The 26,455-nt window shown below is 36.6% G+C and carries 24 protein-coding genes; 22 read left to right on the top strand and 2 right to left on the bottom strand.

The annotated features are described in order from the left end of the window. The first annotated feature begins 554 nt into the window (after positions 1-554). From ACIP9G_RS04880 to recO, 6 genes are all read left to right on the top strand, one after another. Complete coding sequence (locus ACIP9G_RS04880; RefSeq protein WP_340823625.1) at positions 555-2,675, top strand: HD family phosphohydrolase; 2,121 nt, start codon at positions 555-557, stop codon at positions 2,673-2,675. 9 nt (positions 2,676-2,684) lie between these two features. Then, positions 2,685-3,158, top strand: coding sequence for an rRNA maturation RNase YbeY (gene ybeY, locus ACIP9G_RS04875; RefSeq protein WP_340823626.1), 474 nt, complete (start codon positions 2,685-2,687; stop codon positions 3,156-3,158). After that, complete coding sequence (locus ACIP9G_RS04870) at positions 3,159-3,509, top strand: diacylglycerol kinase family protein (protein ID WP_340823627.1); 351 nt, start codon at positions 3,159-3,161, stop codon at positions 3,507-3,509. A gap of 239 nt (positions 3,510-3,748) precedes the next feature. After that, positions 3,749-4,162, top strand: coding sequence for a cytidine deaminase (locus ACIP9G_RS04865; protein WP_340823628.1), 414 nt, complete (start codon positions 3,749-3,751; stop codon positions 4,160-4,162). Further along, positions 4,149-5,066, top strand: a complete 918-nt coding sequence (gene era / locus ACIP9G_RS04860) for a GTPase Era (RefSeq protein ID WP_401017818.1) — start codon at positions 4,149-4,151, stop codon at positions 5,064-5,066. The genes ACIP9G_RS04865 and era overlap by 14 nt, the downstream gene beginning before the upstream one ends. A gap of 178 nt (positions 5,067-5,244) precedes the next feature. After that, positions 5,245-6,039, top strand: coding sequence for a DNA repair protein RecO (gene recO / locus ACIP9G_RS04855; RefSeq protein WP_340823630.1), 795 nt, complete (start codon positions 5,245-5,247; stop codon positions 6,037-6,039). Positions 6,040-6,073: 34 nt separating this feature from the next. On the opposite strand, the gene ACIP9G_RS04850 is transcribed toward recO, so the two are convergent. Then, entirely contained in the window at positions 6,074-7,504 is a 1,431-nt protein-coding gene (locus ACIP9G_RS04850; RefSeq protein ID WP_401017815.1) for an S-layer homology domain-containing protein, read from the bottom strand. Positions 7,505-8,272: 768 nt separating this feature from the next. Between ACIP9G_RS04850 and ACIP9G_RS04845 the strand changes: the two genes are divergently transcribed. Next, the gene (locus ACIP9G_RS04845; RefSeq protein ID WP_401017812.1) at positions 8,273-9,991 is read left to right on the top strand and encodes an HD-GYP domain-containing protein; all 1,719 of its coding nucleotides are present in this window, start codon (positions 8,273-8,275) and stop codon (positions 9,989-9,991) included. Positions 9,992-10,106: 115 nt separating this feature from the next. Continuing rightward, complete coding sequence (locus ACIP9G_RS04840) at positions 10,107-10,871, top strand: GNAT family N-acetyltransferase (protein WP_401017809.1); 765 nt, start codon at positions 10,107-10,109, stop codon at positions 10,869-10,871. 246 nt (positions 10,872-11,117) lie between these two features. On the opposite strand, the gene ACIP9G_RS04835 is transcribed toward ACIP9G_RS04840, so the two are convergent. Then, positions 11,118-12,503: a glycine--tRNA ligase gene (locus ACIP9G_RS04835; protein ID WP_401010533.1), complete on the bottom strand. Its 1,386-nt coding sequence runs from the start codon at positions 12,501-12,503 to the stop codon at positions 11,118-11,120. Positions 12,504-13,006: 503 nt separating this feature from the next. Here ACIP9G_RS04835 and ccpN point away from each other — a divergent pair. The 14 genes from ccpN (at position 13,007) to ACIP9G_RS04765 (ending at position 26,359) form a co-directional block, all read left to right on the top strand. Continuing rightward, the gene (gene ccpN / locus ACIP9G_RS04830) at positions 13,007-13,639 is read left to right on the top strand and encodes a transcriptional regulator CcpN (protein ID WP_172772074.1); all 633 of its coding nucleotides are present in this window, start codon (positions 13,007-13,009) and stop codon (positions 13,637-13,639) included. Between the two features lie 18 nt (positions 13,640-13,657). Further along, positions 13,658-14,470, top strand: a complete 813-nt coding sequence (locus ACIP9G_RS04825) for a pyruvate, water dikinase regulatory protein (protein ID WP_340823635.1) — start codon at positions 13,658-13,660, stop codon at positions 14,468-14,470. A 208-nt stretch (positions 14,471-14,678) separates the two neighbouring features. Next, on the top strand, positions 14,679-16,511 hold the full coding sequence (gene dnaG, locus ACIP9G_RS04820) for a DNA primase (protein WP_340823636.1): 1,833 nt from the start codon (positions 14,679-14,681) through the stop codon (positions 16,509-16,511). A gap of 32 nt (positions 16,512-16,543) precedes the next feature. Further along, positions 16,544-17,671 carry an RNA polymerase sigma factor RpoD gene (rpoD, locus tag ACIP9G_RS04815; protein ID WP_340823637.1) on the top strand — a complete coding sequence of 376 codons (1,128 nt, stop codon included), beginning with the start codon at positions 16,544-16,546 and terminating at the stop codon, positions 17,669-17,671. Between the two features lie 283 nt (positions 17,672-17,954). After that, entirely contained in the window at positions 17,955-18,521 is a 567-nt protein-coding gene (locus tag ACIP9G_RS04810) for a hypothetical protein (protein ID WP_401017805.1), read from the top strand. A 495-nt stretch (positions 18,522-19,016) separates the two neighbouring features. After that, complete coding sequence (cccA, locus tag ACIP9G_RS04805; RefSeq protein WP_172772070.1) at positions 19,017-19,367, top strand: cytochrome c550; 351 nt, start codon at positions 19,017-19,019, stop codon at positions 19,365-19,367. A gap of 155 nt (positions 19,368-19,522) precedes the next feature. After that, a complete protein-coding gene (locus ACIP9G_RS04800; protein WP_401017802.1) occupies positions 19,523-20,215 on the top strand; it encodes a tRNA (adenine(22)-N(1))-methyltransferase in 693 nt (230 codons plus the stop codon). A 1-nt stretch (position 20,216) separates the two neighbouring features. After that, positions 20,217-21,338 (top strand): Nif3-like dinuclear metal center hexameric protein, encoded by a 1,122-nt coding sequence (locus ACIP9G_RS04795; protein ID WP_340823643.1) that lies wholly within the window; start codon positions 20,217-20,219, stop codon positions 21,336-21,338. 15 nt (positions 21,339-21,353) lie between these two features. Further along, positions 21,354-21,578 (top strand): hypothetical protein, encoded by a 225-nt coding sequence (locus ACIP9G_RS04790; protein ID WP_401017798.1) that lies wholly within the window; start codon positions 21,354-21,356, stop codon positions 21,576-21,578. A gap of 345 nt (positions 21,579-21,923) precedes the next feature. After that, positions 21,924-22,352 (top strand): lactococcin 972 family bacteriocin, encoded by a 429-nt coding sequence (locus ACIP9G_RS04785; RefSeq protein ID WP_401017796.1) that lies wholly within the window; start codon positions 21,924-21,926, stop codon positions 22,350-22,352. An 81-nt stretch (positions 22,353-22,433) separates the two neighbouring features. Beyond that, positions 22,434-24,446 carry a hypothetical protein gene (locus ACIP9G_RS04780; RefSeq protein ID WP_401017794.1) on the top strand — a complete coding sequence of 671 codons (2,013 nt, stop codon included), beginning with the start codon at positions 22,434-22,436 and terminating at the stop codon, positions 24,444-24,446. A gap of 22 nt (positions 24,447-24,468) precedes the next feature. Next, a complete protein-coding gene (locus tag ACIP9G_RS04775) occupies positions 24,469-25,086 on the top strand; it encodes an ABC transporter ATP-binding protein (protein ID WP_340823649.1) in 618 nt (205 codons plus the stop codon). 168 nt (positions 25,087-25,254) lie between these two features. Beyond that, positions 25,255-25,503, top strand: coding sequence for a DUF2164 domain-containing protein (locus ACIP9G_RS04770; protein WP_340823650.1), 249 nt, complete (start codon positions 25,255-25,257; stop codon positions 25,501-25,503). Positions 25,504-25,822: 319 nt separating this feature from the next. Continuing rightward, a complete protein-coding gene (locus ACIP9G_RS04765) occupies positions 25,823-26,359 on the top strand; it encodes an NADPH-dependent FMN reductase (protein WP_340823651.1) in 537 nt (178 codons plus the stop codon). Positions 26,360-26,455 lie beyond the last annotated feature (96 nt).

Here is a 26,455-nt window from a genome sequence, read left to right as displayed (position 1 = left end):
GTTGGTCGACTCCTGCGGGAACAGCACAAAATGTAAGCCGCAACGGACGGCGCGACAGCGACGGTTGTGGCTTACGATGTGCCCGCGGAAAGCGCCCACCCGCAGTGGAAATCAACTGCCATAGTCATCTTTATATATAGGGTGAAATAGGTTGAAGCTGATAACTTTTGAAATTATTAGAAGAACGATATTGTGCTTAATTTTAAGCTTAGTCATTCTATAATAGAAACGAATACTGGTTGATTGCAGCGGAGGGTGGTCGACTCCTGCGGGAACAGCACAAAATGTAAGCCGCAACGGACGGCGCGACAGCGACGGTTGTGGCTTACGATGTGCCCGCGGAAAGCGCCCGCCCGCAGCGGAAATCAACTGCAATAACCTATACTAAAAATGAAGTGACAAATTCAGCGCTTTAAGTATGTTAAAGGCGTTAATAGGATAAAAATGTGACGGCTATACAAATACGTATAGCTGTTTTTTTGCTTTCTTATACATTTTTCGGGAAAAATGTTTTTTGAATTGGTATGATAGAAGATAGATAGAGGAGGTGCCGAATGGAGAAACAACTTCAAAAAATTACGGAGCTTATTGGGTTTCGCTACTTTTTGATTGTCGTTCTCATCCTTACAGGGGCATTACAGTTTGCATTTATGTATGGCAATGTAAAGGGTGTTACATACGATTTTAAACCATTGCAACTTGCATCAGAAACAGTAAGATCAACGAAAACGATTGAAGATACAGTTAAGACTCAGCAGGAACGAGAAAAGGCTGCCAATGCAGTTACGCCCGTTTATCAATTTTCAGAAGACGTTGCAACACAACGTGTAGCGATCGTGACGTCTTTATTTGATTATGTGCTTGAAGTAAAAAAGGCTGTTGATAGCAATAAAGATCCCGATGCAGAAGTAGACCAAGTGGCAAAGCTCCGCAAAAAGTTAGAATCTATTGATGTTGATCAAATGCCTGTCATTTTTACAGATGCACAGCTTGAAGGCTTATTACAACAAAGTGAAACAGATTTAAAGCGAACAAGCGTACAACTTTCAAAACTTGTACAAGAATATTTACAAAAATCAATTCGTAAAGAAAATGTGTTAGCTGCTCAAAATGATTTTGAAACAAAAATTCGTGGACAACGTGGCTATCCTGATAAGATTTTAAACACAGTCATCTTAATTGGACGTGCAAGTATTGTTGAAACCGAAACAATCAATGAGGAACAAACAAAAGTTAGAATAGAGCAAGCTAAGGAAGCAGTTGAACCAACGCGTATACTCCAAGGTCAAATTATTGTACAGGAAGGTCAGATTATTGATAATGAAACATTTAGGCAATTAGAGCTACTTGGAATGGTGAGTAATAAAGCATCAATGAAGCCGATTGCAGGGTTGATTATTTTAACTTTCCTTCAACTGATATTCATGTATATATTATTTGATCGCTGGGAAATAGAAGAACCCAAAAAGCGCAATGCATTACTCGTAACGGTTATTGTGTATAGTTTTTCAATTCTTCTAATGAAGTTTATAAGCTTAGTGGCAGATGGATTTGATGTGACGGTTGCATTTTTATTCCCCACTGCACTAGCTACAATGCTTGTCCGACTGTTAGCAGATGATCGAGCGGCGGTATTAATTACCGTTATGACGGCTGCTTCAGCAGGGGTTATTTTCCAAGAAGGGTATTCGTCTGTGATGCAGATGGAAATTACCTTGTATATTATCTTTGGTGGTTTTGCGAGTTTATTCTTTATGCGCAGTGTAGAAAAGCGCTCACATATTTTGCAGGCTGTTGCTGTTATATCACTAGTAAATATGGGCTTTATCGCATTTTATTTACTGATGACACAATCATCGTACGGACTGTCTGAACTGCTATTTTATTTTATAGCCGCCATATTATCGGCACTTTTATCAGGTGCACTTACAATGGGGCTATTACCATTTTTTGAGTCGGCATTTAGTTTACTATCGACATTGCGTTTAATCGAGCTGTCCAATCCAAATCATCCGTTGTTGAAAAAACTACTAATGGAAACACCTGGCACATATCATCATAGTGTAATGGTGGCAAATTTAGCTGAAGCTGCATGCGAAGCTATTGGGGCAGACGGATTACTAGCAAGAGTCGGCTGTTATTATCATGATATTGGCAAGACAAAGCGTCCAGCTTTCTTTATTGAAAATCAAATGTCAGGTATAAATCCACACGATTCAATGCCGCCGGAAACTAGTGCAGAAATAATTATTGCACATACTACTGATGGAGCTGACATGCTAAGACGTTATAAAATGCCTCAAGAAATCATTGATATAGCTCTACAACATCATGGGACAAGCCTACTTAAATTCTTCCTTTACAAAGCAAAGGAAGAGGGAAAAGTAATTGATGAGGCAAAGTTCCGTTATCCAGGACCGAAACCACAAACGAAAGAAGCTGCCGTCATAAGTGTAGCAGACAGTGTGGAAGCAGCGGTTCGTTCAATGAAGGAACCAAATGCTGAGAAAATTCACAAGCTCGTGCGTGCTATTATTGATGATCGTGTACAGGACCATCAGTTTGATGAATGCGATATTTCGATAAAAGAGTTAAAATGTATAGAGCAAGTACTTTGTGAGACGTTAAATGGGATTTTCCATTCACGTATTGAATATCCAAAGGCAGATAAGTAGGAGGCACTAATGATTTTAACGATTGATTTTACAGATGAGACAAATGAAGTAACTGCACAACATATGGAGCTCGTGGAGAAGCTTTTACAACATGCTGCAAAAGTAGAAAAGATTGAACCTGAAACAGAAGTATCAGTAACCTTTGTGACAAACGAAGCTATTCAAGAAATTAATAGAGACTATCGCGGTAAAGATCAACCAACGGATGTTATTTCATTCGCCTTAGAAGAATTAGGTGAAGGTGAAATGGAAGTAACATTTGAAGGAATGCCACGTATTTTAGGTGATATTATCATTTCAACAGATCGTACAAAGGAGCAAGCTGAGGAATATGGACATTCATTTGAGCGAGAATTGGGCTTTTTAGCTGTCCATGGCTTCTTGCACTTATTAGGTTATGACCATATGGTACCAGAGGATGAAAAGGTGATGTTCGGTAAGCAAGAGGAGATTTTACAATCTTATGGCTTAGGACGTGACTAAATGGACTTACGCAAATATTTACGTTCGTTTGGATATGCTTTTGAAGGGATAATTACAGCATGTAAAGAGCAAAATTTTCAATCACATTTGCTTAGTGCGGGCATTGTTTTAATTGCTGGTTATTTCACAGGTTTATCACGAGTAGAATGGTTTATTGTGCTATTATTAATAGCACTGATGTTTGCGCTTGAAATGATGAATACCGCTATTGAACGAGTTGTAGACTTAGCTTCAACAGACATTCACCCACTTGCTAAGCAAGCAAAAGATATTGCAGCAGGTGCGGTGCTTGTATTTGCGGTATTCAGTGCTATAATCGGTTTACTAATCTTTATACCAAAATGGTTTTAACTTGTTTTTAGCAAAAGTCCATCACCTTTAAAAGTGGGGAATGAATGCCAATTGTGCACTAAATTTAGTGAGAGTTTAAACTTTGGCTATATAAAGGTGAGGAGAATGTCACAGATTTTAGAGTGGCTTCGAGTGAACTCGAAAAAATCTGGACAGAATTACGCGTTAACGTAATTCATTAAAGAATGCCTAGTTAATAAAGGCATATATGATTTTTATGTAGAGGAGAATTAGCATAGATGAAAATGGATATGCATGCGTTACTAGAAGAATCTAAAAAAGCACGCGAGAAGGCATATGTGCCTTATTCAAAATTTAAAGTGGGCGCTGCGCTTTTAACAAAAAATGGGGATGTCATCCATGGCTGTAATATTGAAAATGCAGGTTATAGTATGACGAATTGTGCAGAGCGTACGGCGTTTTTCAAAGCAGTCTCAGAAGGTGTTTATGATTTTGAGGCGATTGCTATTGTAGCTGATACGGATGGCCCTTGTGCCCCTTGTGGTGCGTGTCGCCAAGTAATGATGGAATTTTGTGAGCCATCTATGCCTGTATATTTAACAAATTTAAATGGTGATGTCACGGTAACGTCAGTTGGCGAGTTACTACCGTTTGCATTTACAACGGAGGATTTAGAGAATGCTGGAAAATAATACTGGCTATAAGTCAGGCTTTATCTCAATTATTGGACGACCAAATGTCGGGAAGTCTACCTTTTTAAACAGAGTCATTGGTCAAAAAATTGCCATTATGAGCGATAAGCCACAAACAACACGAAATAAAGTACAAGGCGTACTAACATCAGACGATAGCCAAATGATCTTTATTGATACACCAGGTATCCATAAGCCAAAACATAAGCTAGGCGATTTCATGTTAAAAGTATCGAAAAATACATTACGTGAAGTAGACGTTATTATGTTTATGGTAAACGCTGAGCAAAAGCTTGGTAAAGGTGACGAGTTTATTTTAGAAATGCTTGAAGGCAATCCAACACCTGTATTTTTAGTAATTAATAAAATCGATCAAATTCACCCAGATGAAGTAATGAGTATTATCGACAGCTATAAGGAGCGTTATGACTTTGCAGAAATAGTGCCAATCTCAGCACTTCAAGGTAATAATGTTGAAAACTTACTGGCTACTTTAACAAAATATTTACCCGAAGGTCCACAATATTATCCTGCCGATCAAGTAACAGACCACCCAGAACGCTTTATTATTTCAGAGTTGATTCGTGAAAAAGTGTTACACTTAACGCGTGAGGAAATACCACATTCTATAGCGGTAGTCATTGATAAAATTCGTCGTGATGAAGAAACAGAAGGTAAAATCCGTGTAGCGGCGACTATTATTGTAGAACGTGATTCTCAAAAAGGTATTGTTATAGGTAAACATGGTGCACTACTGAAAGAAGTAGGTATCCGTGCTCGTAAAGATATAGAAATGCTGCTTGGATCTAAAGTGTATTTAGAGCTTTGGGTAAAAGTGCAAAAAGATTGGCGTAATAAATCGACGCATCTTCGTGATTTTGGATTCCGCGATGATGAATATTAATTTTCTCCGCCTGGCTTAATTGCTTAGTTGAGATTATAAAATTCTTCAATTTCTGAAGTGGACAAAGCGTCAGCTGAAGGGATGCTTTTAGCTATACAGGAAATAGTAAAAAGAGCTGTCCAAATACTGTTTGGAGAGCTCTATTTTCTTTGAAAACTTGCAGGAAGGAGGGGGATTGATGCTTTATAAATGGGAAGGTATTGTGCTAAAGGTTCGTGCATACGGAGAATCAAATAAAATTGTGACGCTACTAACGAGAGAAGCTGGTAAAGTGGCAACAATGGCGCGAGGTGCGAAAAAGCCTTCGAGCAGATTATCTGCGGTGACACAGCCGTTTACATATGGGATGTTTATGGTACAGCATCATACAGGTATGGGCACATTGCAACAAGGAGAGCATCTAAATTCAATGCGTCATATACGTGAGGATATTGTAGCAACTGCCTATGCAAGCTATATAATGGAACTAATTGAACGTGTTGTGGAAGAAGGGAAGGCTGAGCCTTTTGCATTTGAAGTACTTCTACAAGCATTACAAGCAATTGAAGATGGCTATGATCCGGAAGCCATTACACTTTTTGTAGAGTGGAAGATGCTGCCCTACACAGGTGTACAACCAATACTCCATGCTTGTGCATCATGCGGAGCAGTTGATGGGGAATTTGCCTTTTCCTTTGCACAAGGGGGCTTCCTATGTCATCGTTGTTATCAGCACGATCCATATATTATTCGACTAACACCAACACAGTTAAAGCTGATTCGCATGTTTTATACAGTTCCAATCGATCAAATTGGCAAACTAGAATTAAAAAAAGAAACAAAATATTTCATTAAAAAAATTATTACAACCATTTATGAGGAACAAACCGGTATCCGCTTTAAGACAAAGAAATTCATAGAGCAATTAGAAAGAACACCTGAATTACAGTTAAGACCAACTACAGACAAAACAGAAATGCCAGAGGACAATTAATATGTCCTCTGGCATTTTTTAAAATTCTAATGTATTAATAGTCATCGGAATCATCGTATAAATCGTAATAAGTAGCCCATTTATCTGCAATTTTCATAAACTCAACATTTAAATATGCAGTTTCTCCATTTTTTCCAGTTACGTGTAACACGGCATTGCCTTCTGCTAATGGCGTTACAATCAATTTATTGCCATCAATTACTGCTTTGACTGGTACTTTGTGTGTTGGATCAGAGCTATCATCTAAATCTTCTAATGCAACTTGCACAGGCTCAAAAGTAAAGTAATCGCTTGTAAATGTTAATTCATTTGTAATTTCATAAAGGTCAATACTACGTACAAAATCATACGTATACACATCAGCCGCCATTGTTTGTTGCTGTGCACCATTTGTAAAAGTTAATAAGTATTGTCCATCTTTAAATATGGATAATGTTGCGATATTATCTTTAGTATCGAATGCAAAGGAATCTGAAGATAGCGCTTGTCCATCAGCTGTTTGAATACTTACTTCTGTTGGTGTGAACGTTAAATCCGTTTCATTTAGATTAAGAGGTAGATTTTCTAAATAATCTCCTTCATTTACTTCTTCTAGCGTAGCTTGCAGCTTACCATTTACAGATTTCACATGAACTAAGAAAAAGATATCTGTAAATTCCTCTGTATCTTCGTTAAAACCAGTGATAACTAATTTACCAGTGCCTTCTTTTAATGGCTTGATTGTAATGGTATTTGTTATCTCTTGTTCGTCATCCCAAGTGAAAATATCTTCCGCTGGTTCTATCCCGCCATATGATGCAAAAATAAAATCTTGATTATAATGATCTGCATGAATCATCGCATTATTTTGAGTGTTTTCAGCGCGCACTACAAAAGAGGCTAGTTGAGAACGTTTTACATAGCTTTGAGGTCCAAAGGTAGTAGGCGTCGTACCTTTTGTAATGTTATTAGCAAATAATGTTTGAATATACGGCTCATATTCACTGCCAGCCTTTACATCTGTAAAAGGTGTATCAATATCGTCAGTGATTGTTAAATCGAAGCCTTTTACAAGCATTTTGGATAGTTGACCACGTGTAATTTGTTTTGTCGGATTAAAATAACCATTAGAGCCACTAATTATCCCTGCCTCTGCAAGAGCAGCGATTGCACCATAGTTTTCGTTATCAGGGGTAATATCCTTAAAGTGAGGATTTTTTACATGAACAGTATCTAGATGTAAAATGCCTGCTAAAATTTTAGCTGCCTGTGTACGAGTAATAAAATTTGCGGGTTTGAACGTGCCATCAGGATAACCAGAAATTATACCACGCTCGGCTAAGTTAATAATTGCTTTGCCTTCCTCTGTAGATGGATTAATATCGGGAAATAACGAAGCGGCATTAGCTGCTGGGGGGGCTATAACAATAGCACTTGTTGCTAAAGTTGCGGCCAAAGCCATTTGATAAAAACGATGAGTATTCAATTTGTTTCCTCCAATGAATAGATATACATTTATAGCGTTTTTCTTTTTAGTAAGAATCCTTCCTATGAACAGTTTCAAACTTCCGGACGATTGATTGTGAATGGTTGGTATTACTATGTATTGTTAAAAAAACGTACTTTAACATAAAAGATTAACTATAATAATATATTTATATCAAATTGTTGAAGGTGAGAATAGAGGGAATATTATCCACTATAAAATGGAAATTATGTGGTGTACATTGATATGAAATCTTCTCATTATTAGGAAAAAAAGATTAGTAGAACATCCACTGTATGAATTAGTGAGAAAAAATTTGTTTTTTTAGCTATATGTTACATTAATAAAAAAATAGTTATTTTTTGTAATTATAAACTTTTGATTTTATAGAATTAGGTCAAATGAAGTGAAATTTAATTGGATGAAATACTGAAGTTTGCATAATTTATGAATCTAAAGAACTATTTTTTAAATAGTTTATAATATATACATAGTATTAACTAATCATTTCAATCCCATATACTAGTTGAAAAGGCATTTTAACCTATGATATTGTAAAGATAAAGAAAATATATATTAGTTATTTTTGTATAATTATACTAATTAATACTTGGAAAACTAGTTTGGATTATTTAATTTAACACATATATATGAAAACCGTGCCTCTATCAGCAAAACGTACAATAGTGCGTTATTAGATTAATGCAGTCCTATGGAAAAGGGAGGGAGGTCACATAATGCTGTAAAGACGCGTGTGTGGCTGAATAAATGCTAAGAAAAGTGACATTAAGTATTGACGAAGTAGAAGCGAACGATATTTTAGCAGAAGATATTTTTTCCGAGTATCGCCTATTAGCTAAAAAAGATTTAGTGCTAACTGAGAGAATTATTGCATTACTTAAACTGAGAAAAGTAGAAGAATTATCAGTTTTTTTATCTTCAGATTCAGTAAGGGTTGTTCATGATTTAAGTTTACAGCGTACAAGAGAGTATGAGGATGTATTTGCACCGCTTTTAGAACAAAAAGAGGAAATAGATGAATATAAAGTAGCAGTCAACAATCTATTTATGACAACATTAGAAAGTGTTGTGCACGAATTACGTTATGGTCAAATTTTAAAAAGTACTCAAGACACAGCATATGTCAGAGGCGTGTTTGAGCGAATTTTAGAAAAAAAACATCGCTACGATTTACTAATACGTTTAAGAGAATGGGATGAGTACTCGTTTGTCCATTCATTTGATGCCTTTGTACTGGGAACTATTTTTGCGCGGCAATTAGGCTTAACGGACATAGAGATGCTAGCACGTGGTTATTTATTTCATGATATTGGAAAAGTATTTATTCCACAAGAGATATTAAGTTTAAAAAGAAAGCTGTCAGAAGATGAATTTGATATTGTCAAAACACATACAACAAAAGGCTATGAGCTACTTATAGAAAATGGTGAAGCGGATATCGCTTATTTAGCACGTGATCACCACGAACGTTTTGCGGGAAAAGGATATCCTAATCAACTATGTGCTGATAAGATGAGTGATGGCGTTCAACTATTACAAATTATTGATGTCTATTCGGCGATGACCTCAAAGCGTGTATATCATTCGGGATATAACGCAACAGATGCTTTAGCTGTATTATATCGGGATCGACATTTATATAATGAAAAGTTTATGCATAAATTTGTAGAGTGTCTTGGCATTTATCCTGTAAACTCAGTTGTGTTATTATCTGATAATCGTAGTGCACAAGTAGAGCTTGTCTATGATTTATTTCCAACGTTACCGAAAGTAAAATTATTAGATGAGCAAACGTCCATGAATTTACCCCTGAATTATAGTATAAAGATTGTTAAAATGATTGATTATCGTGCAAATAGTTTTGAAGAAATTTTCAACTTATTTATCGAACAGTTGATACGAAATGATGAAAATACTTTAAAAGTATATTTCAATAAATTAATCGATCATTTACATCCAAAAGAAATAGTTTTAAAAATCTTTCTACCTGCCTATCGTATTCTACGGCTACTAACTCGAGAAATTCAAACAGATATGAAGAAATTTAAAAATTCCATTCATATATTAAAGAAACTATTGGAAGAGCAATTAAGTGTTTTGTACATGGATTATCAGCATGAGCAAACAACAATTCTAGTTGTTGAAACTTCTATGCGTGAGAACTTTTTTATCAAACTTGTTCAGAGTATTTTGTATATTGATAAAATTGTGCCGTTCTTTATTAATCCTGGCGACGATCAACGTATTACACAACTGATGGAGCATTGCGGGGTCAATGTTGCCTACTTTATCGAGGAGGAACTAACGATAGACAAAAGAGTTCGCCCTATGCGTGAAGGCACATTTTTATATTATTCTTTAAGTGATATTGAGGAACTATTAGTAAACTTAGTTGGAATGAGTATGAAAAAGTTTTTATTTGAGGAAAAAATGCAGGAGCGTTTATTTATATCGTTAAAAGCATAGAACATGGCCAAATCAAAACTTGATTTGGTTTTTATTTTTGTATCTATAAAAAGGGATTGTTTGTTTAGTATTGAAAATAATAAGTATATGAAGCTAGTTTTAGGAGGGCGTAATAGTGGTTATTGAGTATGTAATAGAATTAAATGAACATAATATTTCTCAAAGTGGTTGCTTTTGTCAACGTAGTAAAACGAATGCTACTGGATACATAAATAAAAATAAATGGCTTCTTGAACGATTTCACGAAGGTTTAAAGTATATAAAAATAATGGAGAATAATAAGCAGGCAGGATTTATTGAATATACACCAATTGAGTTATCTTCAAGAGTTGTGTTTGGTGAAAACTATATGGTGATTCATTGTTTATGGGTAGGTATTACGGGAAAGGGCTATGCCTCTAAATTGATTAATAAGTGTCTATTAGATGCTAAGGAACAAAATAAGGCAGGGGTAATTGTTATCACAAACCCAGATACTTCTTGGACTCCAAGTAAGCATATTTTTTTAAAGCATAATTTCAAAGAAATAGCTCACGCGCCATATGGCTTTGAGTTGTTAGTTTGTAAATTTGGAAATGCGCCTGATCCATATTTTCCGAATGATTGGGATGAGAGGCTATCTTCCTTTCAAGAGTTAACGATTTTCCGTACTCCTCAATGCCCATTTGTAGATATTGCAACGGACAATGTTGTGGAGGGCGCAAAAAAACTTGGCATTCAGGCACAATTAATTGATTTGCAAAATAGGGAAGAATTGTTGAGATTTTCTCCAACACCTTATGGTATCTATGGAGTCGTCTATAAAGGTAAATTAATAGCTTTTCACAGACTTACTGTCCATTCAGCGATGAAACGTTTAAAAGAGTTACGTACATTTTAGCAGTGAGATTGTAGATAAAAATAATAAATCTGGACGCAATTACGCAGAGAGAAGTCCATGAATCGCTGGTGTGACGAAAGAAATCGCCGGTAAAAGTCCTCGAATCGCCTGTAAACCTTCGAAAAGCAACCGCCGTAGCAGACATCAACGGCATAGAAAAAAGTGTCAGATTGATTGCAGTCAATCTAACACTTATTTCTTTTGTCACAGCCGTTTGACTTTAGACAAATTTAATTCAAATTCAAATTAAAATTGAAGATGCTTTTCGATATACGCTTTTACATCAGCGATTGGCATACGAACTTGTTCCATTGAATCACGGTGACGAACAGTTACTTGACCGTCTTCTTTTGAATCGAAATCGAATGTGATACAGAATGGCGTACCGATTTCATCTTGACGTCGGTAGCGTTTACCGATTGATTGAGATTCATCAAAATCAACTGGGAACGATTTGCGTAGCTCTGACCATACATCTGCAGCCTCATCCGATAACTTTTTAGAAAGTGGAAGTACTGCTGCTTTAAATGGTGCTAAAGCAGGGTGGAAGCGTAATACTGTACGTTTATCATCACCCTCTAGCTCTTCTTCATCATAAGCGTCACATAAAAATGCTAATGTAACACGGTCAGCACCTAAAGATGGTTCGATGCAGTAAGGTACATATCGTTCGTTTGACACAGGATCAATATAAGTGAAATCTTCACCTGAATGTTCCATATGTTGTTTTAAGTCGTAGTCTGTACGATCAGCTACACCCCAAAGCTCGCCCCAACCGAATGGGAATTTAAATTCGATATCTGTTGTTGCGTTAGAGTAATGCGATAATTCGTCATCCTCGTGGTCACGTAAACGCATCGAATCTTCTTTCATTCCTAAGTTTAGTAACCAGTTTTTACAGAATTCTTTCCAATATGCATGCCATTCAAGATCCTCACCTGGTTTACAGAAAAATTCAAGCTCCATTTGTTCAAATTCACGTGTACGGAATGTGAAGTTCCCTGGTGTAATTTCGTTACGGAAAGATTTACCGATTTGTGCAATACCGAATGGTGTACGTTTACGCATAGAACGTTGAACGTTTTTAAAGTTTACGAAAATTCCTTGTGCAGTTTCGGGACGTAGGTAGATTTCGTTAGTTGAAGATTCTGTAACACCTTGGAATGTTTTAAACATTAAATTGAATTGACGGATATCAGTGAAATCTGCTTTCCCACAATCAGGACAAACAACATCGTATTTCACCATTGTTTCTTTCATTTGATCGAAAGTCATACCGTCTACAATAATTTCATCACCTTTTGCTAGGGCAGCATCCTCGATGATTTTATCTGCACGGTGACGCGCTTTACAAGCTTTACAGTCTACCATTGGGTCGTTGAAGTTACCAACGTGACCAGATGCGACCCATGCTTTTGGATTCATAAGAATTGCCGCATCAATACCAACATTATGCTCTGATTCTTGAACAAACTTTAGCCACCAAGCTTTTTTAACATTATTTTTTAATTCAACACCAAGTGGACCGTAATCCCAAGTGTTTGCTAAGCCTCCGTAGATTTCAGAACCTGGGAAGACAAAGCCTCGATGCTTTGCTAAAGATACGATTGTTTCCATTGATTTGTTAGCCATTATAATAGCCTCCTTCATAATTTTTACTTGCACAAGAGTGAAAAGTAAATGTGTTACATGACGAATTGGAAGAATGACCAGTTCAACCTTGTCATTTTCAAATCTAATTCGCCACATGCGCATATTGCATGATTTTAATTTAGCACGAGCTAAATTAAAAATAGCACCCGTCTCCGGGCACAAATAATGCCCAGGGACGAGTGCTAATACCCGCGGTTCCACCCTGATTGTTTTAAACGAACTGTTTAAAACCTCTTTTCAAAAAGTTAGCTCAAGGAGTGCCTTTTCTCTGCCACATTGTAGACTTTCACCATTTTCTACTCGCTAAAAATTGAACAGATACTTTTTTCCTATCATCGCCTGTATAACGCAAGTTTGCTCGAAAATACATTTAGAGCAAGCGTATGTGTCAATATTGTAGCATGTAGTTCTTTTCTTCGCAATAACCATTAAAATAGTATATAATAATTGAGCATAAGTATAACACTATTAGATTTGAGGCGGTGAGTCCAATCGAACTCAACAAACGTCAGGAAGACATTTTACAAATTGTGAAAGAGAACGGCCCGATAACAGGGGAGCATATTGCAGAACGTCTCAATCTGACAAGAGCAACTTTAAGACCAGACTTAGCAATTTTGACGATGGCTGGCTTTCTAGATGCTAGACCACGAGTTGGTTATTTCTATTCTGGGAAAAAAACATCCGTAACTTTAATGGATAGCATTAACAATTTAAAAGTAAAAGATTTTCACTCGGGACCTGTTGTTGTACCTGAAACAATGACGGTATATGATGCCATTTGTTTCATGTTTTCAGAGGATGTCGGAACCCTTTTTGTCGTTGATAAGAACGAATTTTTAACTGGGGTTCTCTCTCGTAAAGATTTACTGCGTACAAGTATTGGCACGCAGGATTTAAATAAAATTCCTGTACATATTATTATGACACGAATGCCAAATATCTCGTACTGTGAAAGATCAGATTCGTTAGTTGTTGCAGCAAATAAGTTAATAGAACGAGAAGTAGATTCGTTACCGGTAATCGAACCTCAAGAGGGTGGATTGACGATAGTGGGCCGTTTAACTAAAACAACCATTACACGTGCTTTCCTATCTCTTGCGCAAAATGTCTAACAGTTGAAGGGGAACAGAATGAAGAGATTACGCGTTTTTGTTATATCTGATTCTGTCGGCGAAACTGGTGATCAAGTAGCTAAGGCAGTTATTAGCCAGTTCCGACCAGGCTTAGAAAATACGATTATTCGGCGCTTTCCGCATATTCAAACAGAAGAGCTTGTTCGAAAAATAGTCTGCCTCGCTGCGAAACAGAAGGCATTTGTAGTTTATACACTTGTTCGACAAGACATGCGTGCATTATTGCATGATCTATGCGAAAAAGAAAAAGTTCATGCTGTAGATATATTGGGACCAGCATTAAAATCGATGGCAACCTTTATGGAAGAAATGCCATTAGAAACTCCAGGTATTGTGCATCAACTGGATGATGACTACTTTAAAAAAATTGAGGCGATTGAATTTGCCGTGAAATATGATGATGGCAGAGATCCACGAGGCTTATTGCAGGCTGACATTGTACTTGTTGGAGTTTCACGCACTTCAAAAACGCCGCTTTCACAGTATTTAGCACATAAACGTTATAAGGTGGCAAATGTACCGTTAGTCCCGGAGGTAGCACCACCAGAAGAATTATTAAAAATTGATCCGAAAAAATGTTTTGGCTTAGTTATTTCCCCTGATAAATTAAACTCGATACGAAAAGAAAGATTAATGACATTAGGTTTAAATGATGACGCCATCTATGCGCAACATGTACGTATTTTAGAGGAAATACAACATTTTGAAAAAGTTGTTGATGAAATAGGTTGCAAAGTGATTGACGTAACGAACAAAGCGGTAGAGGAAACAGCTAACGTTATTATTGAATATCTTGCAAGCCGTAAATAAGAAACCAAATTTAGTAAACCACCTCGGGTTAGTAGAGGCGGTTTTTTTGAGTCGGTTTTTAAATTTGTATAGATAAATACTAAAATTTGTTTTATAATAATAAAATTGTGGTAAAAATATTTAAAATGAGAAAAATCCTATTTTTTTGTCGAGAAATAAAGGATTTTTAAAACGGATATCGAATTGTGTTCTAGAACGTAAATTAAAGATGGTGATGAGTTTGGCAGGGAAAATACCAGAAGAAGTGATTGAGCAGATTCGTACACAATCAGATATTGTGGATGTCATAAGCGAATATATGCAGCTGACAAAGCGTGGGCGCAATTGGTTTGGTCTCTGTCCTTTTCATGGAGAACAAACGCCATCTTTTTCTGTGTCAACAGACAAACAGATTTTTCACTGCTTTGGTTGCGGAGCAGGTGGTAATGCTATTACTTTCGTCATGGATATCGAAGGGATTTCTTTCCCAGATGCCGTCGTAAAACTTGGTGAACGTGTTGGTATGCATTTAGATGTAGGCCCAAGCTTACCAGAGGCGACGACAAAGATTTCTAAAGCGGAAGAGAGGATGAAAGAAGCGCATGCTTTTGCGGCAGATTTTTTTCATCATTTACTGCTAAACACAGAAGATGGGGAAGAGCCTTTAAATTATTTGCTAGAAAGAGGATTTACAAGGGAACTTATAGAATCTAATAGCATTGGATGGTCTCTCCCAAGCTTTGATGCATTAACGATATTGCTTGAAAGAAAAGGTTATAACTTACAAGAAATCGCAGATAGTGGTCTAATAATCAAACGTGAAGGGGAAGAACGCTATTTTGATCGTTTTCGAGGACGTATTATGTTCCCGATTCGTGATGAGAACGGTAAAATTATTGCCTTCTCAGGACGAATATTGTCATCGACAGGTGAAGAGGCAAAATATTTAAATAGTCCAGAATCACCAATTTTTCAAAAGAGTGAAGTGTTATATAACCTAGATAAGGCACGAACCTCTATTAGAAAAAATCGTCAAGTAGTGTTGATGGAAGGTTTTATGGATGTTTTGGCTGCAACCTCAGTTGGCGTAACAAATGCCGTAGCAACAATGGGAACCTCGCTTACGAATCAGCATATCACAAAGCTAAAACGCTTAGTAGAGCAAGTTACAATTTGCTATGACGGTGATAATGCTGGATTTGATGCGGCGAAAAGAGCGGCACAGTTACTACAAACGGAGCGCATGAAAGTTAATATTGCGGTGATACCTGATAAGCTCGATCCTGATGAGTATATTCAAAGTTTAGGTGGACAGGCTTTTAAGGAACAAATTTTGGAAAACCCACATACGTATATTGCTTTTATGATGATGCATGCTAGACGAAATAAGAATTTTCAATTTGAAAATGATACGCTTCAATATATTCAAGAAGTACTCGAACAATTAGTGGGTAGCTCCTCACCAATTGAGCGAGATTTGTATATCCGACAGCTATCAAATGAAACGACGATTTCGGAAGAAGCTATTTATGCCCAATTCCGAAAATTAGAGGCAAATCAAGTACGCTCTGCGAAAGTGGAAATGCCAACGCATACACCTTCGATGCCAGTCACGCAGCAACAAAAGCCTATGGACGCAGCAGAACGTGCCGAACGTTTATTACTGGCTCATATGCTTCATAATATAGATGTAGTGGACAGGGTATTACGTAGTGAGCAAACAGAGCCTTTTGTAAGAGATGCATATATGGCTGTATTTGTTCGATTGGTAGGATTTTATGAGGAATATGGTCATCCAGATTATCAGCGCTTTGTAGAAATCTTAGATGACGCTGAATTACGCAAAATTGTTATGGAAGCTGCTTTAGTAGAACGTGATCCTGACCAGGCAGAATCAGAAATCGCAGATTCTATCCGACAGCTTCAAAAATATAGAATTGAGCAAGAAATTCATCAAAAGATGCATGAGTCAAAGGAAGCGGAGAAGATGCACGAGTATGCGCGTGCTCTTGAAATCGCCCAACAGATTATTCATTTAAGAAAATCGTTATCGGCGATTTAACCCGATTCGGTTGTTTAGAAGGAGGAAGGTTTATGGCGGACAAGTCTGAACGTTCAAAAGAGGTAGAAGTAGAAATTACATTAGATGAAGCAAAAAAATTACTACAAGAAAAGGCGAAAACTGAAGGTGAAATTTCCATGAAGGAAATTTCAGAGAAATTATTGCCTTATGAATTGGAAAATGAAGAAGTTTTCCACTTCGCTGAAGATCTTGAAAAAAATAAAGACATTCAAATTATTGGTAAAGAAGAATTTGAAGAAGAGAGCTTGATGAAAGAAGAAGCTAGCGAAGAAACGTTCGATTTAAACGATTTGAGCGTACCACCAGGCGTAAAAATTAATGATCCTGTACGTATGTATTTGAAAGAGATTGGCCGTGTTGATTTACTTTCTGCAGAGCAAGAAATTGCTTTAGCAGAGCGTATTGAGCAAGGTGACGAAGAAGCACGTAAACGTTTAGCAGAAGCGAATTTACGTCTTGTAGTATCGATTGCAAAACGCTATGTTGGTCGTGGAATGCTATTCCTTGATTTAATTCAAGAGGGGAATATGGGGCTTATTAAGGCAGTTGAGAAGTTTGACTACCGCAAAGGCTTTAAATTCTCAACATATGCAACATGGTGGATTCGTCAAGCAATCACACGTGCAATTGCCGACCAAGCACGTACAATTCGTATTCCTGTACACATGGTAGAAACGATTAATAAACTAATCCGTGTACAGCGTCAATTGTTACAAGACTTAGGTCGTGAGCCGTCTCCAGAAGAAATTGGCGAAGAAATGGATTTAACACCTGAAAAAGTACGTGAAATTTTAAAAATTGCGCAAGAACCTGTATCTCTTGAAACGCCAATCGGTGAAGAAGATGATTCGCACTTAGGGGACTTCATTGAGGACTCTGAGGCACAGTCTCCTTCTGACCATGCAGCATATGAATTGTTAAAAGAGCAACTAGAAGATGTATTAGATACATTAACAGACCGTGAAGAAAATGTACTTCGTTTACGTTTTGGTTTAGATGATGGTCGTACACGTACATTAGAAGAGGTAGGTAAAGTATTTGGTGTAACACGTGAACGTATTCGCCAAATTGAAGCAAAGGCACTTCGTAAATTACGCCACCCTTCTCGCAGCAAACGATTAAAAGATTTCTTGGAATAATAAACAAACACAATACTTTTACTATAAATGCAAACCCCGCCATCACTATTCATGGCGGGGTTTGCCTTGTATTAGCAATCGAAACGCAACTAGAAAACAGCAACACCCTCGATGTAATCAATATATTATCGGAAGAAACTTTAAATAATTGCTTAAATGATGTAAAAATATATAATTTGAACGGTGTAGTCGTTCCATTTTTGCGACTTTTTACAGATGCTCTTTTATGATTTGTGAGATAAAATTGTATTACAACCATTATTAAGCAATGTTTGGAGAATATATGATGACAAATCCACGGAAAAAAATTATTTTAAATGAGATATTGTTTTGGAAGCAAAATAAGCTATTACCAGAGCACTACTGTGACTTTTTAGCGACTCTTTATGCAGAGGGAAATGATATAGAGGAGATAGAGTCAGCAACTCATAAACAGGCTGTATTGCCTTTAGAAAAAAGAAAAATGATGTTCTTCATTGTGGGATTGTGCTTGGGTATGATGGTACTCTTGTATGTTTATTTTACAGTAACTTCTTTGTTGCTTTTTTTAACGGGCATTGTAGCAATCGCTGCAATTACATTATTCATAATAGCTTTCCGGTTTGCGAGCAAAAATAACTTTTTAGCGCCTGCTTTGCATATTATTGCTGCTATACTGTTATTTAGTTTATCGATTCGCATGTATACTACATATTTTAGTGGAAATAATATAGCGTTATTTGCCTTTATAGCGGCAAATTGTGCCGTCTGGTTATTTTCAGGATTAAAAATGAAACTACTTTATTTCACAGTCTCTGGTGTTCTAGGGCTAGTGGCACTAATTGGTTATTACTTGTATAATTTTATGTAAATTTCAACACCCTTCTATGACTACTATTGTCCATAGAAGGGTGTTTATTTTTCTAATATAGCAGTATGGCTTTATTGGAAAAGTAATTTCAAAAGAAATTCAATGAAAAAATAGTGAATAATAATATATTGAAATAATAGTATAACCTATTTATGCAAATGTCATTATATATAGTCAGCTTAATAAAGCACAAAGGTTTAACGAGAAAGGAGCAATTAATTTTCATCGTTAGATGTATATGAATGCAATTGAAGTGGCAAAATATTTGCGAGAAGTAAAACAATTTTCGTTTGGAAAGGGTTCTCCATAAGTCTAAATATTGGTTTTAACAAGACATAATTTATCCAATTGATACAGAAATGTCGAAATTGTTACAAACAAAGGAAAACTTAGCGAATGGGGCTTTTCGTTTCATGTTTAATGCAGTACAATATTAGATGTTGACTGATTCTATATTATAATAGAAGTAGATTTATTAATGAGGAGGGGAAACATATGAAAAACAATCCAGTCGTTCCTTACATCTTGATTCTGGCATTTGGTATTGGTCTTATTTTCTTCATGTCTTTACAAGGCGCAGATAACAAGAAAGAAATTGCTGCTGAACATGAGGGTGGTGGCGAAACTACAGAAGCTAATGATGATGGTTCTGCATTAGTACAAACTTGTATCGGTTGTCACGGTGGTGACTTAACTGGTAGTGTTGGTCCAAACCTACATGGTTTAGATGAAGCTCATATCGTAGACGTGTTAACAAACGGTATTCCAGGAACTCCGATGACACCAGGAATGAAAAACGAAGCGGAAGCAAAAGCAATCGCTGAGTACATTTCTACTCTAGAATAGTTTTGAAAAGTGGCTGTACTAAAAGTGTATTTACGCTTTTAGTACAGCTTCTATTATTATAATGGAGTTGCTCAATATATGAGACAACTCCATTTGTTTTTTTGTTCAACATCATACATACTAGAATGGACTCTATATAAGGTAGGCGGTTAAAAATGAACGCACAAAAATTATCAAAGCGATTAGAAACAGTGGCAAAATTTGTTCCAACAGGTGCGGTTGTGGCGGATATTGGCAGTGATCATGCTTATTTACCATGCTATTTAATTCATAAGGGAATAGCTACTAGCGCAGTAGCAGGAGAAGTAGTAAAAGGCCCTTATGATTCAGCGGTGGGACAAGTGAAAAAAGAAGGATTAACAGAACAAATCACGGTTAGATTGGCAGACGGCTTAGCTGCAGTGGAAGAATCAGACCATGTAGATACTATTACAATTGCAGGAATGGGTGGACCTCTTATTGTGTCAATATTAGAGAAACATCCACAAAGCTTACAAGGTGTTACACGTCTAATTTTGCAGCCAAACATTCATGCAAAAGTTATTCGGGAATGGGCTTTAAAAAATAATTGGGCAATCCTCGATGAAGATATTTTAGAGGAAGACGAAAAAATTTACGAAATTCTTGTCTTACAACGAGGGCCGATGGAGCTAACTGCAGCAGACATCTTATTTGGACCTAAATTATTGCTTCGTCAATCACCAGCATTTATGAAAAAATGGAATCGAGAAAAGGAAAATTGGCAGCGCGTTTTACAATCTATTGAAGGGGCAGAGCCAACACTTGATATTGAGGAAAAACGTGCAGATTTAAAAGCGCTACTTGATTTAGTGGAAGGAGTTTTATAGCATGAAATCTGTGAATGGTCAGGAGATTATTCAATTATTTGAATCATGGTCACCGAAAAATCTTGCTTGTATGGAAAATGATCCAATTGGGCTTGCCATTGGAACACTAAATAAACCTGTAAGCAAAGTTTTAGTCACATTGGATGTCAATGAAGCTGTAGCAGATGAGGCTATCGCTCAAGGTTGTGAATTGATTATCGCGCATCATCCACCAATTTTCCGCCGACTAGCCAATATTCGTACGGACAATCCTGCAGGACAATTATACGAAAAGCTTATCAAACATGATATTGCTGTTTATGCCGCACATACCAATTTAGATGTGGCTGAGGGTGGTGTCAATGATTTATTGGCTGATGCATTGCTGCTTGAAAATCGTTCTATTTTAGAAGAAACGTATGCTGAGGATGTTCTTAAGCTAGCTGTGTTCGTACCGACTGCAAATGCGGATACGTTACGTGAGGCATTAGCAAAGGCTGGCGCTGGTCGTATAGGTTCTTATGAGGCATGTAGCTATACAACGAGTGGAGAAGGTCGATTCCGAGCGCTAGAAGGGGCTAATCCATATGTTGGTTCGGTTGGTGAGTTACATGTGGAAGAAGAAGTCAAAGTGGAAGTGGTATTCCCAACGCCCATTAAAAATCGCGTTTTAAAGGCGATGTTAAATGCCCATCCATATGAGGAGCCTGCATATGATGTGATACGCTTAGATCAGCAAACGAACATTATGGGATTAGGACGTGTTGGCTATTTACCCGAAGAAATGACGTTAAAAGGCTTTGCAGAATTTGTAAAGAAACAACTAGATGTGCCAGCTGTTCGTGTTGTCGGAGATCTGCAATCAAAGGTAAGAAAGATTGCCGTAGTTGGTGGAGACGGAAATAAATATATTTATACGGCAAAGCGTGCTGGAGCGGATGTGTTTTTAACAGGTGATATGTATTTCCATACTGCTCAGGATGCACAAGCAATTGGTTTACAAATTGTAGACCCAGGTCATCATGTAGAAAAAGTAATGATTGCAGGGGTTGCCAAAAAAATGGCGACGATGTGTGACACAAAAAAATATGCAGTAGAATTTGTTCAATCTACTATTCATACGGAACCGTTTTTATTTGTTTAAGAGAGGGGAATGGGAGTGGCAAATGGGAGACCTGCTGGCAATAGTGCCGGCAAGTTATGGATTATAATTGGTTTACTAATTGCTGTGTTCGGAGGCGGCATGACAATTATGACGAATATGATGAATGAGAAAAAAATAGATGCAATGACTGAGCAATGTGAAGACGATGGGGGCAAAGCCATTGTATCGAAAGAAAAGAATTTTTTATCAACGAACTATTCGTTTGAATGTAACAAATAGTATGTGAATAAACGCAACTTTTAGAGGAATTTCCTTTAAAGGTTGCGTTTTTTTGTTGAGGCTTAAAAAGATAAATCTACTATTTTTTACTGTTATATAAATATTTAAAATATATTGATTTTTCTATTATTTTGTGGTATATAAAAATTAATTAAATGAGAATCGACTGAGAATGCAAATTGAACTAATGTAGAAAAGTGTTGGCGACAACAATAATGCTAGAAATAGGAGGGGTGTTTCTAAATGAAAAGAGACGATAAAATTAAAAAGTTTCCAGCACCATACATAATAAAAAATAGCCATTAAACAAAATTCTTCCTTGTCAAATGAAAGGAGGTGAATAATATGTTAGCCAAAAGAACTGTGAGGGTGAAAATAGTAGTGTTAGCGTGGATGGCATTATTATTATTGCCATCTGCAAATGGGGTTTTGGCAGTGTCTCATAATGCTATTCATGATCCTTTAATTGCTGCAACATCAACGGTTGCAACACAAAGAGATCAATTCAACCAAGAAGATATTTCTCGTAAATGGCTAGCACCAGGACCAATCACACAATATCCAAATGAAGGTGGCACTTGGGAGTATGGATTTTGGAATGCTAAAGTTCGTTCATACTATACAGTGGATCGCTGTCATGGAAGCACAGTAGAGTTGAATGGTAATCAATCTAGATCAGTTGATACTGTAGCAGGGAAAACATCAATTGCTGAACTTTGGGCAGTGCAGTACCCTACCCACGTTGATCGTTATTACTATCGAGTATGCGATTAATTACTGTAGCTTCAATACTTTAGAGGCTTGGAATGTCTTTCGCAGTAGGCTTTCCAAGCTTCTTAATTAAGGAGGAGAGTCATGCTTAAAAGAGCAATACAATTGACATCAATGATTTGTGTAATTATGCTGTCTCTGCTTATTTTTCAATATACGTCGCTTGTCCAACAGCGGCTGCCTTTAGGCACTACAAATCAATTTGATTTAAATCTTGCTGAAACCACTATTGCAAAAGATAAGTTGGTTTCAGACCTTAATCGATTAACAGATCAATATAAAGCAATTGTAGTAAAAACTTCTGTTGACCCAGAAAACTATGACAACAAAAAAGATATTATTTATTTTGGGACTGCTAAACCAGCATTTCATGGCTTGCTTATAGCGCATAAAGAAATTAAGTGGTTCGATTCTACTTTAACAGGTGAGTTGCTTTCTGCTGCAGAAATAGGCACCCGTTCTTTATCAGGCACCTATGCTTTTAACGGTGGAAAAGAATTTCAAGAAGCACTTAAACAATGGGCGCAACAGCATCAAATTAGGATTTTATTTGTTCAAGAACCATCTATACTTACAATAGTTTATGCATACTTATTTCAAAATGGTATAGGAAATGCAGTGCTCGCTTCCTTGTTGTTATTAGTAACGACAATTATTACGTGGATATTTCAACATGCAAAAGCAAGGTCTATTCGATTATTAGGCGGTGTTAATGCAGAGAAAATTCATGTGGAGGATACAACGACAATAGTATCTTTTATCTTTGCCGGTTTTTTACTAGGTTTGTTTATTTCATTAGGCTATGTAGGTGTCATAAAGGACATTCGACAAATTCCATTGGTATTCAATCGTCTAATACTATGTCTATTGCTATTCTTGATTGTCGTTGGCATCATCACAGTATTGCTTTCGCTAATTGCTGGCCCAAAAGCTGCCCATATAGCCAAAAGACAAATACCGTTGAAGCGGTTTTCCATAATGGGAAAGCTAAGTCATGTTCTTGTCATGATATTATCGCTAATTGTTATACCGACTATCATCACATCTTTACTAATAACCAATCAATTGTCAAAAGAATATTCGCTCTGGGACAAAATGCAAAATGTCGTTCGACTGTCAATTATTGACTTAGATTCATTAGAACAAGAGGCGGTACTTCCCGATGTAGAAGATTTTTTTTCTAAAATGCAAGAGGCTAATAATTTAAGTCTTTCACTAGTTATCGATAAATCAATTTCATTAGAGTCATCTGAGATGGGTGGCTATGATCACATTATTATGACGGATAGAGCTTGGATTGATTTGCTAGAAATAGGTGTGGAAACAGAAGGCAAAGGCGGGAAACTCATTGCAAAAAATGTTGAAGATTTACCATTTGAATTGTCATCGTTTTTAGAAGGTCAAATTCCACTATGGACAAAACATAATGATGTCTATCCAGCGCAAGGTTTAACTTTTTACGAATATAAGGGATCAAAATTCCTTGCCTTACCACCAAATGTTGGTTTGGCAGGTGAAACAGTGCAAGCAGAAAATCCGTTGGTTCTACTAATAGATGGTCATCTAACAGACATTGTCAAGACGAAGGGGTTTTTATTATCTTTAGCTTCTAGTGGAAATATCGTTTTTTTTGATGAAAATCATTTACAATCAGCTTTAGCTAATTCGGTCATGAAACCTCATATTACGTCGATTAATGGAATAGCAGACGTTGCTTTGGAAACTGCTCAAAGGTTTAAACAACAATACGTCTATTATATTGTAGCGGGTATGCTTATTTTCATAACAATGTTTTTGACAGGTGTATTGAATGGGAGGCTTTGGGCTGGCACGAATGTAAAACGTATTTTCACTTTGCACACATTTGGTTTGTCTTACCCAGCGATTGTTGGACCGGTTTTAAAACGACAACTATTTACAATCATTATTACAACGATTGTCGGATCCGTAATCGCCTATTTTATACACTATATGGAACTTAGCATATTACTTTCATCTGCTTTGCTTGTCGGAATTTTATATTGGATAGGAAGTTATCTTTCCTTTAAGAGATCCGCAAAGCAAGCATTTTATCGTACTAGTCATCGGTACAATTAAATGAACTAAAGGGGTAATTTATATGGTAATTCAAACAAAAAATATTGGCATTGAAATTAGTGGAAAAAAGATTTTTTCTAATATGTCACTTAATATTAATCGTAACGAAATGATTGCCATTACGGGTCCATCTGGTAGTGGCAAAACAACCCTTTTAAATTGCCTAGGTCTTATTCAATCAGTAAGCAATGGAGAAATTATGATAGAAAATCAAAAAGCTAGCAACTGGAATGAAAAAGAAAAAACGAATTTTTGGAAAAAAAGTGCGGCATTTATTTATCAAGACTATGGCATCATTGAAGATGAAAACGTCAGTTATAACGTGACATTAAATAAGCGGCAAGCAAAGTCAAAGTTTGTTGAAGAAATCCTACAGACCGTTGGACTTGAAGGAAGGGGTCAAGAAATGGCGGCTGTTTTATCAGGGGGGGAAAAACAGCGTCTAGGTGTTGCACGGGCAATATTTAAGAAAGCAACAATTATATATGCGGATGAACCAACTGCATCGCTTGATAAAAATAATAGAGAGATTATTATTAATTTATTAAGAAAATGCAGTCAAAACGGTGCGAGTGTGATTATTGCAACGCACGATGAAAGACTTGTAACTGTCTGCGATAGACGCATTGATTTAGTTTAATTTGTCTAAGTGAGGGGAAATGGCAAGTTATCATCGGTGATTGGTTTGGGTTCGAGGCGGATGACAATTATAAGTAGGAATGTAAAAAATAATAAAAATGGTCACTATAGAAAAATTAAGCATTGGTCTATACTTGATTTAATGTAACGCAGAAGGGAGTGGCGAAATATGTTTATCCGTTTAACAAAGGAACAACAAGAGCAAATCATCGCCGATATACAACGCTTTTTCTATAATCAACGAGATGAGGATATTTCCGATTTTGAAGCGGAAAGAGTATTTGATTTTGTGAAAGAAAATATTGCTCCATATATTTATAATGCAGCGATTTCAGATGCAAAATATGTAGTGGATAGTCAGTTATCTGCTATTGAGGATGAGCTAGTAGCTCTAGAACGTCCAATAAAATTAAAATGATAACGATTAAGAGAAACGATTACTAGAAAATTGTTTCTCTTTCTTTAGTGAAATCAACCTTTATTGGTATGCTTTAGGTTTAAAACAAAAAAATAACAGCTAAACAATTGACAAGGACAATGTAAATATGTTAATTTTATCTCGAAATAAAGATACATGAATTCAAAGTAATCGAGATGCGAAGGTTGCTTAATGAATTTTGATTGAATAAAGTACTGTTTATTTGAACACCATTGGTAAGAGCGCAAATTTTTTGAAAATCACCAAAGTAAGAGCAATCAGAAAAACACTTTTTAGGTACAAATAAGGAGGAATAGAGATGTTGAAAATTGGGATTATTTTAGGTAGTACACGTGAAGGACGTGTAAGTCCGCAAGTTGGTCAGTGGGTAAAGGAATTAGCAGAAAAACGCCGTGATGCAGAATATGAAATTATTGATATTGCCGACTTCAAACTACCTCTTTTAGGAGAACCAGGTGGCGATGCTTCTGGAGCAGCAGCATGGTCTCAAAGAGTAGCTGCATGTGATGGGTTTGTTTTTATTGTTCAAGAATACAATCATTCTATTTCAGGAGCGCTTAAAAATGCTCTAGATTATTTACGTGAAGAGTGGAATAATAAAGCAGCTGGTATCGTGTCATACGGATCAGTAGGTGGTGCACGTGCGGCCGAACATTTACGTGGTATTCTTGGAGAATTATCAGTAGCAGATGTTCGTGTACACCCTGCGCTGTCGTTATTTACTGATTTTGAAAATGGCAATGTGTTTAAACCAAAAGATGTGCAAGCTGATTCAGTAAACCAAATGTTAGATCAAGTCATTCCATGGGCAACAGCCTTAAAAACAATTCGCTAGGCTAGAGTGAATTATATAGCATGTTATTTAGCATACTGGAGTACTTCCAGTATGCTTTTTAGGTGCCAGGCACTCAAACAATTTTGAAAATTTTAT

The sequence above is a fragment of the Lysinibacillus sp. NPDC093197 genome, assembly GCF_044754025.1.
Classification (GTDB): domain Bacteria; phylum Bacillota; class Bacilli; order Bacillales_A; family Planococcaceae; genus Lysinibacillus.
This window is presented reverse-complemented; position numbering and strand designations above follow the sequence as displayed.

Excerpts from the sequence above, each read along its gene's own strand:
- ACIP9G_RS04775 (WP_340823649.1), top strand. The coding sequence starts at position 24,469 with ATGGTAATTCAAACAAAAAATATTGGCATTGAAATTAGTGGAAAAAAG.
- ACIP9G_RS04780 (WP_401017794.1), top strand. The coding sequence starts at position 22,434 with ATGCTTAAAAGAGCAATACAATTGACATCAATGATTTGTGTAATTATG.
- ACIP9G_RS04880 (WP_340823625.1), top strand. The coding sequence starts at position 555 with ATGGAGAAACAACTTCAAAAAATTACGGAGCTTATTGGGTTTCGCTAC.
- ACIP9G_RS04865 (WP_340823628.1), top strand. The coding sequence starts at position 3,749 with ATGAAAATGGATATGCATGCGTTACTAGAAGAATCTAAAAAAGCACGC.
- ACIP9G_RS04835 (WP_401010533.1), bottom strand. The coding sequence starts at position 12,503 with ATGGCTAACAAATCAATGGAAACAATCGTATCTTTAGCAAAGCATCGA.
- ACIP9G_RS04870 (WP_340823627.1), top strand. The coding sequence starts at position 3,159 with ATGGACTTACGCAAATATTTACGTTCGTTTGGATATGCTTTTGAAGGG.
- cccA (WP_172772070.1), top strand. The coding sequence starts at position 19,017 with ATGAAAAACAATCCAGTCGTTCCTTACATCTTGATTCTGGCATTTGGT.
- ybeY (WP_340823626.1), top strand. The coding sequence starts at position 2,685 with ATGATTTTAACGATTGATTTTACAGATGAGACAAATGAAGTAACTGCA.
- ACIP9G_RS04845 (WP_401017812.1), top strand. The coding sequence starts at position 8,273 with ATGCTAAGAAAAGTGACATTAAGTATTGACGAAGTAGAAGCGAACGAT.
- ACIP9G_RS04810 (WP_401017805.1), top strand. The coding sequence starts at position 17,955 with ATGATGACAAATCCACGGAAAAAAATTATTTTAAATGAGATATTGTTT.
- ACIP9G_RS04825 (WP_340823635.1), top strand. The coding sequence starts at position 13,658 with ATGAAGAGATTACGCGTTTTTGTTATATCTGATTCTGTCGGCGAAACT.
- ACIP9G_RS04765 (WP_340823651.1), top strand. The coding sequence starts at position 25,823 with ATGTTGAAAATTGGGATTATTTTAGGTAGTACACGTGAAGGACGTGTA.
- ACIP9G_RS04785 (WP_401017796.1), top strand. The coding sequence starts at position 21,924 with ATGTTAGCCAAAAGAACTGTGAGGGTGAAAATAGTAGTGTTAGCGTGG.
- ACIP9G_RS04800 (WP_401017802.1), top strand. The coding sequence starts at position 19,523 with ATGAACGCACAAAAATTATCAAAGCGATTAGAAACAGTGGCAAAATTT.
- ACIP9G_RS04795 (WP_340823643.1), top strand. The coding sequence starts at position 20,217 with ATGAAATCTGTGAATGGTCAGGAGATTATTCAATTATTTGAATCATGG.
- era (WP_401017818.1), top strand. The coding sequence starts at position 4,149 with ATGCTGGAAAATAATACTGGCTATAAGTCAGGCTTTATCTCAATTATT.
- dnaG (WP_340823636.1), top strand. The coding sequence starts at position 14,679 with ATGGTGATGAGTTTGGCAGGGAAAATACCAGAAGAAGTGATTGAGCAG.
- recO (WP_340823630.1), top strand. The coding sequence starts at position 5,245 with ATGCTTTATAAATGGGAAGGTATTGTGCTAAAGGTTCGTGCATACGGA.
- rpoD (WP_340823637.1), top strand. The coding sequence starts at position 16,544 with ATGGCGGACAAGTCTGAACGTTCAAAAGAGGTAGAAGTAGAAATTACA.
- ACIP9G_RS04770 (WP_340823650.1), top strand. The coding sequence starts at position 25,255 with ATGTTTATCCGTTTAACAAAGGAACAACAAGAGCAAATCATCGCCGAT.